At 44.2% G+C, this 17,283-nt stretch carries 15 protein-coding genes; 7 read left to right on the plus strand and 8 right to left on the minus strand.

Going from position 1 to position 17,283, the window contains the following annotated elements; translation table 11 throughout:
* Nucleotides 1-10 precede the first annotated feature (10 nt).
* Both MKY73_RS15600 and MKY73_RS15605 read right to left on the minus strand, forming a co-directional pair.
* On the minus strand, nt 11-1,537 hold the full coding sequence (locus MKY73_RS15600) for a response regulator (RefSeq protein WP_339302508.1): 1,527 nt from the start codon (nt 1,535-1,537) through the stop codon (nt 11-13).
* A gap of 16 nt (nt 1,538-1,553) precedes the next feature.
* A complete protein-coding gene (locus MKY73_RS15605) occupies nt 1,554-3,317 on the minus strand; it encodes a histidine kinase (RefSeq protein WP_339302509.1) in 1,764 nt (587 codons plus the stop codon).
* Between the two features lie 206 nt (nt 3,318-3,523).
* Between MKY73_RS15605 and MKY73_RS15610 the strand changes: the two genes are divergently transcribed.
* The 3 genes from MKY73_RS15610 to MKY73_RS15620 all read left to right on the plus strand — a co-directional run bounded on the left by MKY73_RS15610 (nt 3,524) and on the right by MKY73_RS15620 (nt 6,610).
* The gene (locus MKY73_RS15610) at nt 3,524-4,837 is read left to right on the plus strand and encodes an ABC transporter substrate-binding protein (RefSeq protein ID WP_339302510.1); all 1,314 of its coding nucleotides are present in this window, start codon (nt 3,524-3,526) and stop codon (nt 4,835-4,837) included.
* A gap of 68 nt (nt 4,838-4,905) precedes the next feature.
* Nucleotides 4,906-5,778, plus strand: coding sequence for a sugar ABC transporter permease (locus tag MKY73_RS15615; protein WP_339242596.1), 873 nt, complete (start codon nt 4,906-4,908; stop codon nt 5,776-5,778).
* Nucleotide 5,779: 1 nt separating this feature from the next.
* Complete coding sequence (locus tag MKY73_RS15620) at nt 5,780-6,610, plus strand: carbohydrate ABC transporter permease (protein WP_339242593.1); 831 nt, start codon at nt 5,780-5,782, stop codon at nt 6,608-6,610.
* 178 nt (nt 6,611-6,788) lie between these two features.
* Here the strand turns inward: MKY73_RS15620 and helD are convergent, their stop codons facing one another.
* Nucleotides 6,789-9,206, minus strand: a complete 2,418-nt coding sequence (gene helD / locus MKY73_RS15625; RefSeq protein WP_339302511.1) for an RNA polymerase recycling motor HelD — start codon at nt 9,204-9,206, stop codon at nt 6,789-6,791.
* 411 nt (nt 9,207-9,617) lie between these two features.
* On the opposite strand from helD, the gene MKY73_RS15630 reads away from it, so the two are divergent.
* The gene (locus tag MKY73_RS15630) at nt 9,618-10,598 is read left to right on the plus strand and encodes an aldo/keto reductase (protein WP_339302512.1); all 981 of its coding nucleotides are present in this window, start codon (nt 9,618-9,620) and stop codon (nt 10,596-10,598) included.
* A 74-nt stretch (nt 10,599-10,672) separates the two neighbouring features.
* On the opposite strand, the gene MKY73_RS15635 is transcribed toward MKY73_RS15630, so the two are convergent.
* From MKY73_RS15635 to MKY73_RS15645, 3 genes are all read right to left on the minus strand, one after another.
* Nucleotides 10,673-11,044 carry an iron chaperone gene (locus MKY73_RS15635; RefSeq protein ID WP_339242587.1) on the minus strand — a complete coding sequence of 124 codons (372 nt, stop codon included), beginning with the start codon at nt 11,042-11,044 and terminating at the stop codon, nt 10,673-10,675.
* 131 nt (nt 11,045-11,175) lie between these two features.
* Nucleotides 11,176-11,649 carry an HIT family protein gene (locus tag MKY73_RS15640; protein ID WP_339302513.1) on the minus strand — a complete coding sequence of 158 codons (474 nt, stop codon included), beginning with the start codon at nt 11,647-11,649 and terminating at the stop codon, nt 11,176-11,178.
* A 155-nt stretch (nt 11,650-11,804) separates the two neighbouring features.
* Nucleotides 11,805-12,845: an NAD(P)-dependent alcohol dehydrogenase gene (locus MKY73_RS15645; protein ID WP_339302514.1), complete on the minus strand. Its 1,041-nt coding sequence runs from the start codon at nt 12,843-12,845 to the stop codon at nt 11,805-11,807.
* 192 nt (nt 12,846-13,037) lie between these two features.
* On the opposite strand from MKY73_RS15645, the gene MKY73_RS15650 reads away from it, so the two are divergent.
* Nucleotides 13,038-13,454: a MerR family transcriptional regulator gene (locus tag MKY73_RS15650; RefSeq protein ID WP_339242579.1), complete on the plus strand. Its 417-nt coding sequence runs from the start codon at nt 13,038-13,040 to the stop codon at nt 13,452-13,454.
* A 175-nt stretch (nt 13,455-13,629) separates the two neighbouring features.
* On the opposite strand, the gene MKY73_RS15655 is transcribed toward MKY73_RS15650, so the two are convergent.
* Together MKY73_RS15655 and MKY73_RS15660 are read right to left on the minus strand one after the other, a co-directional pair.
* Entirely contained in the window at nt 13,630-14,208 is a 579-nt protein-coding gene (locus MKY73_RS15655) for a TetR/AcrR family transcriptional regulator (protein ID WP_339242577.1), read from the minus strand.
* 350 nt (nt 14,209-14,558) lie between these two features.
* A complete protein-coding gene (locus tag MKY73_RS15660; protein ID WP_339302515.1) occupies nt 14,559-15,587 on the minus strand; it encodes an ABC transporter substrate-binding protein in 1,029 nt (342 codons plus the stop codon).
* A 212-nt stretch (nt 15,588-15,799) separates the two neighbouring features.
* Between MKY73_RS15660 and MKY73_RS15665 the strand changes: the two genes are divergently transcribed.
* Complete coding sequence (locus MKY73_RS15665) at nt 15,800-16,612, plus strand: undecaprenyl-diphosphate phosphatase (RefSeq protein WP_339302516.1); 813 nt, start codon at nt 15,800-15,802, stop codon at nt 16,610-16,612.
* A gap of 216 nt (nt 16,613-16,828) precedes the next feature.
* On the plus strand, nt 16,829-17,194 hold the full coding sequence (locus tag MKY73_RS15670; protein WP_339302517.1) for a helix-turn-helix domain-containing protein: 366 nt from the start codon (nt 16,829-16,831) through the stop codon (nt 17,192-17,194).
* Nucleotides 17,195-17,283 lie beyond the last annotated feature (89 nt).

Here is a 17,283-nt window from a genome sequence, read left to right on the forward strand (position 1 = left end):
GCCTGGTTCACTATGATTGGGTCTTTATACCATACATCTGTTGTTTATATTCGGTAGGACTTAACCCCTTATACTCTTTGAACACTTTGGAGAAATAGTGCTGATCGCTAAACGACAGCAAATCGGATACTTCCTTAAACTTCATGTCTGGTTGGCTTTCCATCAGTCTGCAGGCTTCCTGAATGCGAAGCTGAGTGTAATACTGAACAAACGTAATTTGTGTTTCATTTTTGATCACTCTGCTGACATAGGACGGGCTGACGTGAAACTTCATGGCAATGTCGTTGATCGACAATGGAGAGTACTTATTCAGTTTTACGTAATCGTCAATCTGTTCGAACAGGATCGCCTTGCTTTTGCGGACGTGGGATTGCAGCATATCGAAACACTGTCCCGTCCATTCCGTCAGTTCCCGGCAAAAATCGGCATAGGACTGTGCCTGGACGAATTGTTTTGCCCGAAGCTCCAACCCCAATCTCATGCCCGATCCCTGTTCCTCGTACAGATGAGCAAACGTGTCTACGATCAATCCAATAAACCGTTCCACCTCAGTCATATGTACATTTTCCTCTGCCCATTGATTCAACAATTCAGATAACTTAAGAGCAAACCGTTCTTTCTGCCGGGCCTGTATCATCTGTACAAAAACAGATTCCAGCACCGAATCCAGACAGCCTGTCTCGGATCTAGCCATTGATACCGGATTCCCGGTATCCAACACGATTCCTTGTTTCAACCGTTGCTGCTCAGACATAATGGACGACATGCGGTGATAGAGCTCAGGCAGATTACCAGACTCAGCCAATAGAAGTTGTCCTCCAATAATCGCATTGATGTCATGCGCAACCAAATGCCTTCTCAAGGATTCAAGACATTCATGTACAGATGAGTACACCTCAAGTGCACTTTTGTTGACAAAAGCGATGAATTGATATGGAGTTTGACTGGTGTACACACGACAAGAATAGAATGGGAAAAAATCCTTCACCATCGCCTCAAGCTCCAGCTGCACCCATCGTTCATTCCCTGCGGTGAAGGGTTGTTTGCTCATAATCATCATCATCTGGCTGAATAAGGGCGGAAAATCCTCCCCCTTTTTGAGCGTAGTCTCACATTGGGGATGAATGATTTCTTGCAGATCCAGCAGTTCCTTGGACATCTGTTGATCCAGTTGGTCAATTACCCGACCCATGACTTCTTCAAGCGCCTCTCGTTCGACAGGTTTTAGCAAATAGTCAAACACTTGCAGGTTCAATGCTTTTCTTGTGTATTCAAAATCGCTGTATCCGCTAATTAGAATGACCTTCAGATCCGGGTTGGCAAGCTTGGCTTGCTCAATCAGGGACAGGCCATCCATTTTTGGCATTCGAATATCCGTCAACAACAGATCAATCGATGACTGCTTTATCGCTGCCAGAGCCTCCTCCCCATTCGTTGCCGTAGCCGCTACACGAATGGGAAAGCTCAGCGTTTCCAAGAGCATTTTAATATTACGTAATATCGGCTTGCTATCCTCTACAATCATCGCATTATACATCGCCTATGCCTCCTCGCTAGTAAAAATCTTTCGTCAGTGAACCGATGATCTGAATCGTTGCTCCATGTTGCTCTTCCGAATGATTGTTAAATATATTAATAAAGAGCCGGTTGTTATACATTAGTTTGAGTCGATTGACACTGTTGATAATCCCCATATTACCAAGGGCTGTGGCACGATCGGCCGTCTGGTTCATTCCGGAGCCCGATGCCTGAATATTGGCTACAATCTCCTGGATCTTATCCGGTGGAAACCCCTCTCCGTTATCCTTGATCTCCAAAGCCCATAATCCGTTATATTGCTTCACGGTAATCCGGATATGCCAAGGCGGCGCGGTGTTGGCAAAGGCATGTTCAATGCAATTTTCCACAAACGGCTGAATGACCAACCGTGGCAACCGGATTTCGTTTGCCAGCTCGTCAGCACAGATGTCCCATTCCAGATCCTCCTCGTACTTTTGTTGTACAAGGGACAGGTAATGTCTCGTATGTTGAAGCTCCTCAGCCAAAGTCACATGCGCGTATGGTGAAGAGACAATATAACGCAGACTGTCCGAGAGATGTTTACACATATCGGATACAACTTTGGTCTTCCCCTCTTGGGCGGCAATACTGATCAGATATAGAACATTATGAATAAAATGAGGTGCGATCTGGGCTTGCAGCGCAGAATTACGCGCCTTTACTTCTTCATGAAGCGCCGATTTCTCCCGGTCAATGGATTGTTGAAGCCTCTCCATCAGATCCCGAAAGGCTTCATTCAGCAACAATAGATCGTTATTCTTCGGCGTTTCATCCACTTTCAGATTCATATTGCTGTAGTTCATTCGCCAGATCTGGCTGCGTAGCTTGCGGATAGGCAGCAGCAGGTTACGCGTCGACAGGAAGATATACACGAATGAAACCAGCATAAGTGCTGTAATCAGCAGGATGGACATCGTCTGAACCGAATGGATCGAGCCTAAGACAGATTTTTTGGGCGTTATGATGTATGTAATCCAACCTGTACTCGGTGAAATAGAATGTGTGACGTAATTGTCGTCTTTGTCGACATCTAACCCCTCGTCTGATGAAGGCTTTGTCCAATTGGCAAATGTCTCACTAGCTTCCGTACCTGTCATCTGCTCTCCTTGTTCATTCAGAATATAGACTTCCCCTGCTGTAATGCCTTCCGTAAGGTTCTGTATATAAGCTTGTTCCATCTGAATGCTAAGATAACCGTACACCTTGCCATTCTGATCATTGATCGTACGAATAAAGGAAATGGTATCGACTTGGCGCAGCAGAACAAAACCACTTTCCGTCCAATCTCGTCCGATCTGACTACTCTCCATCAGGGTGTTCAGGATGGCGGGTGGATTGCCCGAACCCAAATATGACGTCAAGAGAACGCCGTGATTGTCATAGATGGACATGTCCTTGATATTCATGCTCGGACCGATGGCCTGGAACATGATGTCTTTAATGATCCGAATCTGTTTCAGTCTTTCATAATTACTATGCGCTGAGGAGCTCTTGTCCATGGCTGCAAAAATATTTTTGCTGGATAATATTCGCTGTGACATCTGGTTCTGCTGCTCCACATAGAGATCAACTTGCTCTCTTACCTTCGTAGCGGTCACGAGCGTATCCTGCTCCGTTTTCAATTTGAGCGGACGGACAACGATCACATTCACATAAACAATAAAACAGCCCAGCACAAACAAAAGCAGAGCCAGAAACGTCAAAAACACCTTCGTCTGCAAACTGAATTGAGTGGTTTTATGTATGAACTTCGCCATTATTAGAGATACCCTCCTGTTCTGACATGATGTGAAATCCCTTACATTGATGTCTACTCTATCACGGTACTCCATGAAATGATAGCGATTTCAAGTTCAGGATTTTACACATCAACGTTCAAGCACAGACATGTACCGGGGAGAGAAAAGAATCTATAATCGGACTTGTAAACGGATTCACTACACGTTTTAGAGGGGGATTTGCATTGAAAACAATAAAAAGAAAAAAGGCGATTTCCATTATTCTTGCCAGTTTATTATCTATCTCATTAACCGCTTGTGGTTCTGGAGATACGGATTCAGGGACAGCTGCTGGCGGGGACAGCAAGGGCGGCAAAGTCACATTGGAGCTGGCAATCTCCAAAAGTTCTCAGGACTCTGCCTTCATCCAGCAGGACATTCTCGATGCATTTGAAAAACAAACGAACATTCGCGTCAACTTGCAGCTGATTCCTGCGGAACAAACGACGACAGTACTGCAAACCAAACTGGCAGTAGATGAAACGCCTGATATCATTCAGTACAATCTGGCGAGTGCTGTCACGGACCTGAACCTTGAACGGAACTTCGAGATTCTGGACAACGAACCTTGGGCAAGCAGAATTGTGAATAAGGACGTCCTCTCTTCCGGCGGCCATCTCTACAGTTTCCACGTCAGCCAAGATACAGGGATGCAAGGGGTCGTGTATAACAAACAAATCTTTGAAGAACTCGGGTTGTCGATTCCAACGAACTACGAAGAATTCCTAGCGATCTGTGAAAAAATCAAAGCAAGTGGCATTACACCTGTATTCATGCCTTATAAAGACGCCTGGGCTGCCAACATCTGGCCAGCTGCAGCATTTGCCGATTTTGTAGCCAAAAATGATCCGACGTTTTTTGATGAGTTGAACAGTAACAAGAAAAAATGGTCCGATATTCCCGAATTCAAAACATTCCTGGAACAACAGTATGAAGTGTACACCAAAGGGTACACCAACACCGATGTACTTAGCGACAGCTATGACATGGCAGTAGGTAAATTCCTGAACAAGGAAGTTGCCATGATGTTTATGGGTGATTGGTTAATTGAAGGCGTGGCTGAGCAAGATCCAAATATGGAACTGGGTGTATTCCCGATTCCATCGTCGGATAATGCCAGTCTGGGTGCAAGTCCGCTCGGCGGACAACTGTTCATTCCAAAGAAATCCAAACATTTGGATGAAGCCAAACAGTTCCTGGACTATATCGCTTCCAAAGATGTCGCACAACAGATCGTGGATTCCAAAGGATACGTATCCAATTTCAGTGACGTTACTACTCCGGAACTGCCGGCATACAAACAGGATATTGTAGACAATTACATTACGCCGAAGAAAACCGTGCTAACAACGGATGCATACATGCTGGTGGATCGCAGCGAATTGTACCGATTGTTGCAAGATCAATTCGCTGGTGGATTGTCACCAGAAGAAGTGCTGAAATCCTGGGATGAGAAGTTCAGTCAGCTGATGCAGGATAAAGGCGTAGAAGGTTTCTAAAGAGTGAAATATAAGGCAGCATAACATGATCAATTGTTATGCTGCCTAGCTATAACGGAGTGTGAGACATGAAAAGGACTAAAAATCTATACTCGTATTACATGATATTTCCCGCACTATTGATCTACTCCATCTTTTTCGTTGTGCCTGCTCTCGCCGCTTTTTATTACTCATTCACGGACTGGCGGTTAGACCGGCTGGAGTTGAAGTTCATCGGGTGGGATAATTTTGAGAAAATTTTCTCAGACAAAACGCTGATTCTGGCGTTGAAAAACACGGCGATATTTGCAATTGTCACCGTTGTCGGCAAGAATGTCATCGGCCTATTGCTGGCCGTAGGACTTAACATGCGATTAAGAACGAAGAACCTGCTGCGTGCGATCTTCTACTCCCCTTCCATTCTCAGCATACTCGTGATCAGCATTCTGTTCACACCCATGTTGCGTACCGAAGGTACCATCAACAATTTGTTGGAATCTGTAGGATTACATTCGTTAAGCCAAGCTTGGCTGACCAACCCATCGATTGTAATCTGGACGATTGCCATCGTCTCCATCTGGCAGAGTGCCGGGTTCCAGATGGCCATCTATCTGGCTGGACTGCAGTCCATTTCCCAGGAGTATTACGAAGCCGCCAAGATTGATGGCGCAAGTTCGTGGAGAAGTTTTTTCAAAATCACACTGCCACTCTTGCTGCCCGCCATTAACATTAACCTGATGCTGACGTTGATCGGTGGACTCAAAGTATTCTCCGAAGTATATGTCATGACCGGTGGTGGCCCGGGTAACGCTTCCCAGGTCGTAGGTACGATCATTCTGCGGTCTTTCGGCGAAGGCAACTGGGGACTTGGAACAGCGGTCAACACCCTTCTGTTCGTGGTCGTTACCATTATCGCTATACCGCTATTGATCTTCATGCGGCGTAAGGAGGTTACCGAATAACATGGGCTATACACGCAAACTCGCCATCCGTAACTATATCGTGGAAGGCTTCCTGATTCTGGCCTCTCTTATCGTTCTGTTGCCGCTTGTCATTCTGATCTTTGGTTCATTCAAAACCAGCGCCGAAGTGCTCAGCTTCTCCCTGAGTTTCCCGGAAACATGGCAGTTCTCGAACTATGTTCGTGTCTTCCAGGAAGGCGGTCTGTCGCGAGCATTTTTCAACAGTATTTTGATTACTGGCGTATCTTCCATCATTAATATCGTTGCTTCTTCGGCAGCGGCATTCATTCTGGCACGTCGGGAAACCAAACTATCCGGCACCCTCTACATGTATTTTTTTATGGGACTGATTGCGCCAATGTCCATTATTACGACCATACGGGTTGTACAAGGATTAGGATTCTACGGCAGCATCACAAGCGTTATCCTGATCTATGCCGCGCTAAATACGGCCTTCAGCGTATTCTTGTACAGTGGATTCATCAAAACTATTCCACGAGCGCTGGACGAAGTCGCATTTCTGGAAGGAGCAAGTGTGTTCGGTGTGTTCTTCCGCATCGTCACACCGCTCATCCTGCCTGTTAACGCAACGGTAGCGATCATGGTGTTCATGTCCGTCTGGAATGACATCACCATTCCGGTGTACTTCCTGACAGACAGCTCCACGTGGACGATGCCATTATCGATCTACAATTTCTATGGTAAATACAGCCGGGACTGGAACCTGATCTTCGCCAATCTCGTGCTTACTTCATTGCCAGTATTCATCCTGTATCTATTTGGGCAAAAATATATTGTCAGCGGCCTCACTGCCGGTGCAGTTAAAGGTTAAGCCCTATATTCTCGCAGAACTCTTATACGTTAGGAATTCGAGGGAATTCATGTAGCAATCTATAAAGGCTTCAAGATAAACGTAAAGACCCACCTTAATTGGCGGGTCTTTCTTTGTTTATTTTTGAAGTAATGTTCTGTAATAAAGTTTTATAAGAACGGTAATATCTTCACGATTATTATTTGTGATAAGTGTCATACAGATTCGCCGGTAACGCCTGCACAAACGGTGACCAATCGTTCGTTGTGTAGAGTTGAAGTCGGTGCATGGCTCGAGTGCAGGCCGTATATAGAAGCTTGCGATCATATTCCTGGCTGTAAGCTTCTGGTGAAGCATCATAGACCAGGACCGCATCGAACTCGACGCCTTTCGCAAGGTACACAGGAATAACCATGATTCCTTTTTCAAAAATCTGTGTATCCTTCGTTATAAGTTGTAACCCTTCGCCTCCTTGACTCTGTAACCTTTCACAGGCTTCCCGGCTTTCAGCTGCGGTCTTCGTTATTACAGCGATGGAATCGAACCCCTCTGCCTTAAGCGCAGTAATGTCTGCCAGAATACGCGCACCACGCTGCTTCTCGTCCTTCAATCTTGTTAAAAAAGGCTTCCGATCTCTCCTTTCAAATGGTCTAATCTCTTCTCCCCCGGGTAACATGTGTCTCGTGAATTCAACAATCTCTTGGGTTGAACGATAACTGCGTACCAGGCGGATCAACGTGGTTTCAGCTTCTCCATAAAGGTGGATCAATGGCGAGTTGGACGCTGCTAACTCCGTAGCCTGCATAAAGATGGCTTGCCCGAAATCTCCCAGTACGGTCATGCGAGCACGAGGGAACAGTTTCTTGAGATATTCGTATTGAAACGCCGAATAATCCTGACCTTCATCCACGAAGACATAACGAATCTCTCTATTCGTCCGAACGCCCTCGATCAGTTCTTTTACATATAAATAAGGAGTAGCATCCTCATGGAAAAGCTTGTTCTGGAGGATCATCTCCCTGGTTTGTTTGCATATCTCAGCCCAATGCTGCGGGGGGATTGCCCCATTCGTTCGTTCCCGATAAGCGGCTTCATCTGCAAATAGTTGTTCATATATCCCTTTCACATCCACGAACTGGAATTTCCGCACACTCTTCCTTAAAGGTTTAAACATGTTTTTCACCAGTTTCTGACGAAGCAATTCCTCTTCCCGCCCTGCAAAATCAAAAGCACCCTCATCTTGCTCTGCGCTGTTATTACCGTTATCTCGTGCTGCATACTTTTCCGCGACATCGAACACAGGCTTTTCTTTGTGAAGCATACCGTAAGCTTCCACATACTCATCGGTATCGAGATAATTCAACTCCTCCAGAACCCAGTCGGCTTCACGTTCCAGACGTTCCAGCATAACGAGTTCTCTCAGCAGCCATTCCTGCACAAGAAGAATTCGGTTGGACAGTGTCAGATTTTGATCCAAACTGTAAAACTGGGTCCTAATTCGATCCGCAGTGATGAACTCACGTTCCCGAAATCGAATCCCATTGAACAGCATCCCCTCTCCTCCCAACCACTTCCCGTAGTTTTGGAGCACTTGAAGGAATGTCTCCGAAGCTTTATACTTGATCGCCTCCATCCGAGCTTCATATCCTGGATCTCCCTGGGCTGTCAGCACATATTCAATCTGATCAAAGGCATCCTCTGGTCGTAAGGAGGAATCCAGCCAATAATTCAGATATTCCTGAAAAGTGGTCTGCTGCATGTTCTCTTCGCCAAGTTCCGGGAGTACGGTGGAGGTATAACTGGTAAACATCGGATTCGGAGAGAAAAGTACAATCTGATCTGCCTTAACGGTCTGCCGGTGTTTGTATAACAAGTAGGCCACTCGCTGTAACGCAGCGGACGTCTTGCCACTGCCAGCTGCTCCCTGAACAATGAGCATACGGCTTCGGTCATCACGGATAATAGCATTTTGTTCCTTTTGAATGGTTGCTACAATGCTTTTCATTTGTGAGTCTGCACCTTTGGCGAGTACTTGCTGTAACAATTCGTCACCGATCGTCTCATTTGAGTCAAACATGCTAAGAAGCTGCCCGTGTTGAATCTGAAATTGACGCTTGAGCTCCATGGAACCCTCGATTTGTCCTGAAGGTGTGTCATAACTTGCTGGCCCCGGAGAGTGATCATAGTACAGACTCGCAATTGGTGTACGCCAGTCATAGATTAGAAAGCTCAATCCATCTTCATCCATGAAGGAAGATACGCCGATGTAGATCTGTTCAGTAAATGCCATGCCTTTTTCCTTATAATCGAAGCGACCAAAATACGGTGTCGGAAGTAATCTCTTTGTATTTTTCCATTGTTGCGTTAACAGCTTGTGCCCGCGTTCCCTCTCGGCCAACACTCTCGATTGCTGATTAATGGTATAGAAGGCATCTTCAAAATCGGTGTACGAACCCGTGTTAATCGTCACTTCTTCCCAAAACCGTTTACGAATTTCGGCAGCCTGTTCATGCAGTCCTTCAACCTTCGGTTCTAAGTCGTCGAGTCTTGCCTGAAGCTTGCTCCTTACCTGCACTAATCTTTCCTCTTCCAACTTCCATTCAACGGTTTTATCCATGAATGAACCCACTCCCTTTTCCATTTATTAGGACCAAAAAAAGAGCATTGACAAATCGGAATGTCGGATGTAAAATTAAATTAGGAGAAATAATGATTTACCCTTTGTTCCTAATCAAAATGTCAATTGCGCTATAGATTATATCATGGCGTTTTTTCTAGTTCAATCTTTTTATTCACTGTCTGAGTTGGAGTTCATTCATAATTGATAATGCATAAGATGTTCCTTGAGTTATAAGGAGCATCTTTTTTTATGTCCTCGATCTAACGGATTCTGGGACTGTGAGAAGATTAGGCAATAGTTTGATAGAAATGTGGTACCCGCTCGTTCATTTGTTATGACATACTAATGGTGTAAATAGATCACCAGACCGGTGGCAACAATAAACATTAGAAAGGATTGGAACATGACATGGAATATACGAAACTTGGTAACACTGGCTTGGACGTATCTCGATTTTGCCTAGGATGTATGGGGTTTGGAGACGCCAGTAAATGGGTTCATCAATGGGTACTGAATGAAGAAGACTCTCGCCCCGTGATCAAAAAAGCACTGGATCTGGGCATCAATTTCTTCGATACAGCCAATATATACTCTCTGGGTACGAGCGAGGAGTACCTTGGTCGGGCATTAAAGGATTACGCTAATCGGGATGAGGTCGTTATTGCAACCAAAGTACATGGACAGATGCATAAAGGACCCAACGGTTCTGGCCTTTCCAGAAAAGCCATCCTGAGTGAGATTGATAAAAGCCTGAAACGATTGGAAACGGATTATGTAGATCTATATATCATTCATCGTTGGGACTACAATACGCCTATTGAAGAAACCATGGAAGCCTTACATGATGTGGTGAAGTCCGGGAAAGTAAGATATATTGGGGCTTCAGCCATGTTCGCTTGGCAGTTCCAAAAGGCATTACATGTAGCAGAGAAACATGGTTGGACCAAGTTTGTCTCCATGCAGAACCACTTCAACCTCATCTACCGCGAAGAAGAACGTGAAATGTTACCGTTATGCAAGGAAGAAAAGATTGGTGTGACGCCTTACAGTCCTCTTGCTTCAGGCAGGTTAACCCGTGACTGGTCCGTATCGACCCTTCGATCCGAGACAGACGAAATTCAGAAATCCAAGTACAATGCGACCAGTGATGCAGATCGACTTGTGGTTGAACGGGTTGCATCCATTGCAGAAAAATACGGAGTCCCTCGTACACACATCGCACTTGCGTGGTTGCTGCAAAAAGACACTGTAGCGGCTCCAATTATCGGTGCCACCAAACTATCACATCTGGAAGATGCTGTAGGTGCTCTTTCCGTTAAGTTGACCTCAGAAGATGTCACATTCCTTGAAGAACCTTATGTACCTCATCCTGTAGTAGGTGCTCAATAGTAAATTCCCCTAAAAAAATGGAGAAGACCCCCTATTTCCACATCCGGAAGTCGGGGGTCTTTTATGTGTGCAATTTATTTTCGCCAAAATGTTGAACATTCTGCCTTATCCGCGATATTAAACTCAATCATTCTCTCAAGTAACGAATAATCAATCTCCTGTTTCCACTTCATTCGCACCAACTCTTTGGTATGATCATAACCGGCTTTAGTGATCTCTTCCGAAAAACGATTAATTCCTGCCTTCTCGGGAGCAACAGCCAAATGTTGCTTGGATACACTAAAACCAATAATGAAGGTATCATGGTCGGTGAACATCGGTTGGTTCCATGCAATTTTTTGTTTTAAATTCGGGAATCTTTCAGTGATCCAGTTCAAAACTTCTTCCGTTCGTGCCTGGTGTTCCGGGTTATCGATGCGTGCTATAAATTCTGCAAAGGTCTCCATTGGTTCCCCCCCTATATCATGAAATATACTATTTAATTTGCCCCATTCAAAATCATTCTATCATGAATATCAAATTCAAAACCTCTTATCTGCCCGATAACTCAAAGAAAAATTGAGCAGTCTGCGAGATTTTAGATGTTCTCTTTAATCCAAGAACGCAACTGATCAGCACAGAATGCGCGTTCATCTGGATCGGATGGAGAACCCTTTGTCAGATAAAGTTGATCATTCACGTATCTGGGATAAACATGCAGATGATAATGCCATACATCTTGATTACCTGCAGGTTCATTATGCTGTCGTGTAGAGATTCCTTCACATCCATATGTACTTTTCATTGCCCATGCTGTAAGTTGAGCCGCGTAATGAATCTCAGCAGCGTAGTCCGCAGGAAGTTCAAAGATGTTCTCGAAATGTTGATTTGGAACAACAAGAACATGTCCTTTATTGTTTGGCCACCATTTGCCTGCTATAAATGCCGTCACCTTTTCATTCTGATAGATAATATCCCTTTGTTTGGTTCCCTGATCAGGTCGCTCGATACCCCAAATACCACAAAATGGACATTCATACCCTTCGGGCTGATGTGAAAATGATGCTGTCATCTTTCTGCTTCCACTCCTTTCATGTTTTTCCAACTCGTTATTAGACGTGTGCTACTTCTATTGGTTGCGATCATATAACTGAACAGAAAAGCAGCTGACCTTATCGGTAGCTGCTTTCTTTTAATTTTAATAATCAGTAATCAAACTTTCCACTTTTATATGGTGCTGACATCAATAACGAAGCGATATTTCACGTCGGAAGCCAATACACGTTTGTAAGCTTCATCAATCTGATCAGCGGAGATGATCTCAATGTTAGGCGCAATAGCATTTTCTGCACAGAAATCAAGCATTTCCTGCGTCTCACGAATACCACCAATCATGGAACCGGCGAATGAACGGCGATGACCGATCAGAGAGAATGCGTTAACAGCTAATGGCTCTGGTGGTGCACCCACGTTCACGAGTGTACCATCCAGCGTCAGCAGTGAGAAATAAGCGTTAATATCAATATTCGCACTTACTGTGTTAATCATCAGATCAAATGTGCCTGCAAGTTTTTCGAACGTTTCCGGTTCGCTTGTAGCATAGTAGTGATCTGCACCAAATTGCAGTCCATCTTCTTTTTTGCTCAAGGATTGGGAGAGTACCGTTACTTCCGCACCCATCGCATGTGCAATTTTGACAGCCATATGACCTAGACCACCCATACCTACAACGGCAACCTTCTTGCCTGGGCCAGCTCCCCAGTGATGAAGTGGTGAATAGGTCGTAATACCTGCACACAACAAAGGTGCAGCTGCATCAAGTGCAATGTTATCAGGGATGCGAACGACAAAATTCTCTACGACAACAATATGTGTTGAATACCCACCTTGCGTAGGTTCACCGTATTTGTCTACTCCAGCGTAAGTTTGAATATTTCCTTTGAGACAGTACTGCTCTTCACCTTTGCGACAGTTAACACATTCACCACAAGAGTCCACCATACATCCGACCCCAACGCGATCACCAACCTTATATTTGGAGACTCCGCTTCCTACATCAGTTACAATCCCGGCAATTTCGTGACCAGGAACGAGTGGATAGTTCACAGGACCCCATTCACCGTGGGCTGTATGGATGTCAGAATGGCAGATACCGGCATATTTAATCTCGATTAATACATCATTGGTATCCAGATCACGTCGTTTAATTTCAGCACTTCTGAATTGTTGGTCTGGTCCGTCAACGGCTCTGGCTTTAGCTATAATCAATGGAATAACCTCCTCGTAATTGTAAGTACAAAAATAATCTTAAGCCCTCTAGTTAACTCTAGGTCAAATGTTTATCTTATTTTTTATCTCCAACGTACTTTGACATCCAGTAATCCAACATGATAGAATTCACTCGGATCAATCCTAGAGTTAACTCGAAGTCTACCCCTCGTAGAAAGGAATTCATTCTAAATGACCTATTCAATCGGTGAAGTTGCCAAAAAATTAGATCTTACAGTATATACATTGCGGTACTATGATAAGGAAGGACTTATGCCTTTTGTAGAACGTACCACGAGCGGAACGCGCTTGTTCAAAGATTCAGACATCGATTTTCTTAAGATCATTCAATGCCTGAAGCTGACCGGAATGCCTATCAAAGACATCAAGGATTTTATTGAATGGTGTTCTGAAGGGGATTCCACCCTGAAGCAAAGATATGATATGTTCACGGAACGAAAAGCCATTGTTGAAGCACAAATGGAGCAACTAAGAAGGACCATGGAAGTTATTGACCATAAACGCTCATACTACGAAACCGCTTTGGAAGCTGGAACCGAAGAGATTCACAGAAGAGTAAAAACAACAGCCGATGCCGTCACCAATTGATGCTCCATCTTTCTCATGACGTAGCTCCATCTTTCTCATGACGTAAATAGGTACAAAAATAGCAGCTTGGAATCCTATAACGGATTACAAGCTGCTATTTTGGAATATGTGTAGGCTCATCGTATGCAATAACATTTCGGAGATATGCCTCTATATGCGCGTAGAGCCAGCCGTATCATTTTTCCAAAAGTTTTATGGATACATTGATTATTCGATTTAATTTAACTTTATCTGTCGAGGTTCTGGCCATGGCTCTAATGCCGACAGAAATATTGTGCAAGTACTCTGCCATTTCCTTCGCATCATGGTCTGAGGAGAATTCTCCATCGCGTTGTCCCCATTCGATGATCTGCTCAAACATCCGCTCTGTATCGTTAAATGATTCAAGGGACCGTGTATCTACATCCGAATCACGTGTGCCCAGCTCTACTGCCGAATTTACGATCAGGCAACCCGATGGTGTATCCTCTGCTTCACTGATCATCAATCCATAAATGTTATGCAGTGCTTCCACTGCCGTCTTGGACGCTTTAATTTCTGCAAGTAATGTAGCACTGATCTTGCCTTTATAACGATCCATAGCCTGCAAGAACAATGTATGTTTATCATCAAATGTATCGTATATACTTCGGCGATGTATTCCCATATGCTCCACAAGGTCACTCATCGATGTCTTCTCATAACCTTGTTCCCAGAAGATCTTCATTGCTTTATCCAATACTTCGTTCACTTCAAACTCTTTACTTCTAGCCATTCGACTTCCCTCCTAAAGTCAATCTAACACATCGGGAACGATCAGTAAATAAAAGACGAATACATCTTCTGTACTTGTTGTATCTCATGATTGTGCACTTGTGATTATGTAACCAGCAATCAGCATGTCTTTACGGCAGCCATACCTAGCGTGAATATTCTCGCATGTTCGGTTTACCGCCCAGAGAAGATATTAAACGCCTGAGAGGTATGGATCAATAAAACAACTGCCTTCATCTGTCATGGTACTAGCTAATACTGTTCCGTATCACTAAAAAAGAGCATCTCCCCGTCTTCTAATGACGTTTGGAAATGCTCCTATGTTACTCTATTATATTTTTCAGTCCAATTTTACTTTTTCGAAAGCAAGCTATCCGAAATAAACTGTAGCTGACCTTCCAACGTTAACGGATCGTTGTACGAGTCTGAAGTCGGGTCAAGCTGGAACACATGATTGGCCTTCACCGCAGGCAAATTCTTCCACAATGGATTATCATATACGATCTTGGGATCGGTTGTATCTCCCGACCACGGGCTGGTGAAGATGATGTCCCCTGCATACTCCGGCAATAGTTCCATGGAGATCGATGCCCAGCCAGTCCCACTGTCAATTGCTTCGGCTTGAGCCTTGGCGGGTGCTTTTAGACCAAACTCCCCATAAATAATCTCACCGCCTCGACCATAATTATGACCGAATACATATAATCCTTTGGCGTACGGATTCAGAATGGAAACGGTGCGATCCCCAACAGCTTCCTGAACCTTTGGTTTCAGTTCGTTGATCTGCGCTTCCCATTTAGCATTCCAGGCTTTGGCTGCGTCTTCTCTATTCGTGAGCTTGCCTATTTCAAGCATGAGATCCTTGAAATTGCGCTTACCATAATCAATCTGTACGACTGGCGCAATTTGCTCCAGCTTGTCGATACCCTCTGTGCCTGTGTACACAATAAAGAGGTCGGGTTTTAAGCTGATTAGACTTTCTGGTGTAGGCTTCTCACCCAGATCACTGGTGCCAGCTTCTGCAAGTTGATCCTTGATATACTTGTTGTTCATCGCTCCTGATAAAGCGCCGACTACCGGTGCATCGAGGGCAACAAAGTACCCCGTCGAAAATGACGTCAAATCAATAATGCGCTTAGGATTTTTGGGTACCTGTACTTCACCTGCATCCGATTGGTATGTAACGAGTTCCTCTTCGGCAGTTGCTTCTGTACCAGCAGAAGAAGCTGAATCCGAGTTCGTCTTGGTTTCTGTTCCCGCAGTTTCATTCGTACTGTCCCCGGTTGTACTATTGCTCGTGGTAGATTGACCACATGCACTAAGTACTAGCAGCAAGATGAGTGCCATTATGATCCATACTGATTTTCTCTGTTTACGCAAAATAAACCCACCTTTTCATTGATATTGATAATCGTTATCAACGATATCATGCTCTGAAGTATTTGACAAGCTATGTTTATTTCCCTCCCTCTATGAACTCTAACTTGCAAGTCACTAACTTAAGCGGCTATCATCAATAGAGTAGATAAGTCACTTTTATTAAAAAAGAGAGATCATTGGAAAGCCAATGAAACGTATTCAAGGAGGAAAACATGGAAGAAATTATGTTATGGTTAAAGTATTTATTTTTAGGTATTGTTCAAGGCGCAACGGAGCCGATTCCTGTCTCCTCCAGCGGTCACTTGATCATCGCCCAGAGGCTCATGGGCATGAAGCAGAATGGATTGTCATTTGAGATTTTAACCAACACGGCATCGCTTATCGCTATTATTTTTATTTTCCGGGAAGATATCAAAAAGTTGATTATCGGTGCATTAGGTTACCTGCGTACTCGTAAAGAAGAATATAGAGCAGACTTTATGTTTTGCTTATACATAATTATTGGTACGGTTCCTGCTGCTGTTATTGCGGTCCTGTTCAAGGATCGGATTGAAGAAATTTTCTCGTCCGTCTACACTGTTTCCATCGCGCTATTGATTACCGGCGTTGCCTTATGGCTGATTCGTAATCTTCGTGGTCGCAAACAAGACGGTGATCTGTCTACTAAAGATGCATTGTTGGTCGGTCTCGCTCAGGCGGTAGCTCTTATTCCCGGAATTAGCCGTTCAGGGGCAACTGTAATTGCTTCCATCGCTGTGGGCATGAAACAGGAAACGGCACTGAAGTTCTCCTTCATGCTGTATATTCCAATAAGCATTGGTGGACTCATCATGGGTGTATCCGACATCGCCAATGATCCAAATCGATCACAGCTGGCGATCCCCTATCTGATTGCATTTATCACAACACTCTTCGTTACCTATTTCTCCATGAGATGGTTTATGGGCATTATGGCGAAAGGCAACCTGAAATACTTTTCGTATTACTGTTTTGCCGCAGGAACATTGTTGCTGATCTTCTTATAAAAAGACAAACTAATCACACCAAAAGGAACAACCAGCGATGGTTGTTCCTTTGTTGTATCTAGCAGAGCCATCAGTTAAATCTTCAGCTCCGTCGGCGTATTGTTTTTTGAGTCATCGTAGTTCTACTTTACTTTCAGGTAAGATTAGTTTAAACTGATCCCAAATAAACAGTACGGTCTTTTATAATAGGTACTACCCGGAAGGATAGTGTTAATAATGAGTATGGCTGACTACCACGGTAAAGTTAAAAATATTCAAGATACCCCTTTTGGATATACGTTGTCCGTTATTGGTGGCAAATGGAAAATGGTGATTATGTACCTTTTGGCAGAAAACCCGCCTGTCCGCTTCAATGAGCTGAAAAGACAGATCGGAGCCATCACATATAAAACATTGAGTTCACAGCTCAAAGAACTGGAAGCAGATGGCATGGTAGAGCGCAAAGAGTATCCTCAAGTCCCTCCTAAAGTCGAGTACCGACTGACAGCGAAAGCTGAGAGGTTACTGCCCGTTTTGGAAGGACTGTGCGAATGGGGCGCTCAATATCAAGACACATCGATCAATAATAGCGTAACGGATTAAACAATTTTGCAGATGAGATCATTGGAGTATATTGCATATATTAAAGCTAAAAAAAGTCGCCCATAGGCGACTTTTTCTTGTATATTATG

Origin of the sequence: Paenibacillus sp. FSL R5-0519, from assembly GCF_037974275.1 — a bacterium.
Lineage (GTDB): Bacteria > Bacillota > Bacilli > Paenibacillales > Paenibacillaceae > Paenibacillus.

Bases quoted from the DNA above. Each gene is read 5' to 3' on its own strand.
- MKY73_RS15650 (WP_339242579.1), top strand. From the start codon at position 13,038: ATGACCTATTCAATCGGTGAAGTTGCCAAAAAATTAGATCTTACAGTA.
- helD (WP_339302511.1), bottom strand. From the start codon at position 9,206: ATGGATAAAACCGTTGAATGGAAGTTGGAAGAGGAAAGATTAGTGCAG.
- MKY73_RS15630 (WP_339302512.1), top strand. From the start codon at position 9,618: ATGGAATATACGAAACTTGGTAACACTGGCTTGGACGTATCTCGATTT.
- MKY73_RS15670 (WP_339302517.1), top strand. From the start codon at position 16,829: ATGAGTATGGCTGACTACCACGGTAAAGTTAAAAATATTCAAGATACC.
- MKY73_RS15665 (WP_339302516.1), top strand. From the start codon at position 15,800: ATGGAAGAAATTATGTTATGGTTAAAGTATTTATTTTTAGGTATTGTT.
- MKY73_RS15615 (WP_339242596.1), top strand. From the start codon at position 4,906: ATGAAAAGGACTAAAAATCTATACTCGTATTACATGATATTTCCCGCA.
- MKY73_RS15620 (WP_339242593.1), top strand. From the start codon at position 5,780: ATGGGCTATACACGCAAACTCGCCATCCGTAACTATATCGTGGAAGGC.
- MKY73_RS15635 (WP_339242587.1), bottom strand. From the start codon at position 11,044: ATGGAGACCTTTGCAGAATTTATAGCACGCATCGATAACCCGGAACAC.
- MKY73_RS15640 (WP_339302513.1), bottom strand. From the start codon at position 11,649: ATGACAGCATCATTTTCACATCAGCCCGAAGGGTATGAATGTCCATTT.
- MKY73_RS15600 (WP_339302508.1), bottom strand. From the start codon at position 1,537: ATGTATAATGCGATGATTGTAGAGGATAGCAAGCCGATATTACGTAAT.
- MKY73_RS15655 (WP_339242577.1), bottom strand. From the start codon at position 14,208: ATGGCTAGAAGTAAAGAGTTTGAAGTGAACGAAGTATTGGATAAAGCA.
- MKY73_RS15605 (WP_339302509.1), bottom strand. From the start codon at position 3,317: ATGGCGAAGTTCATACATAAAACCACTCAATTCAGTTTGCAGACGAAG.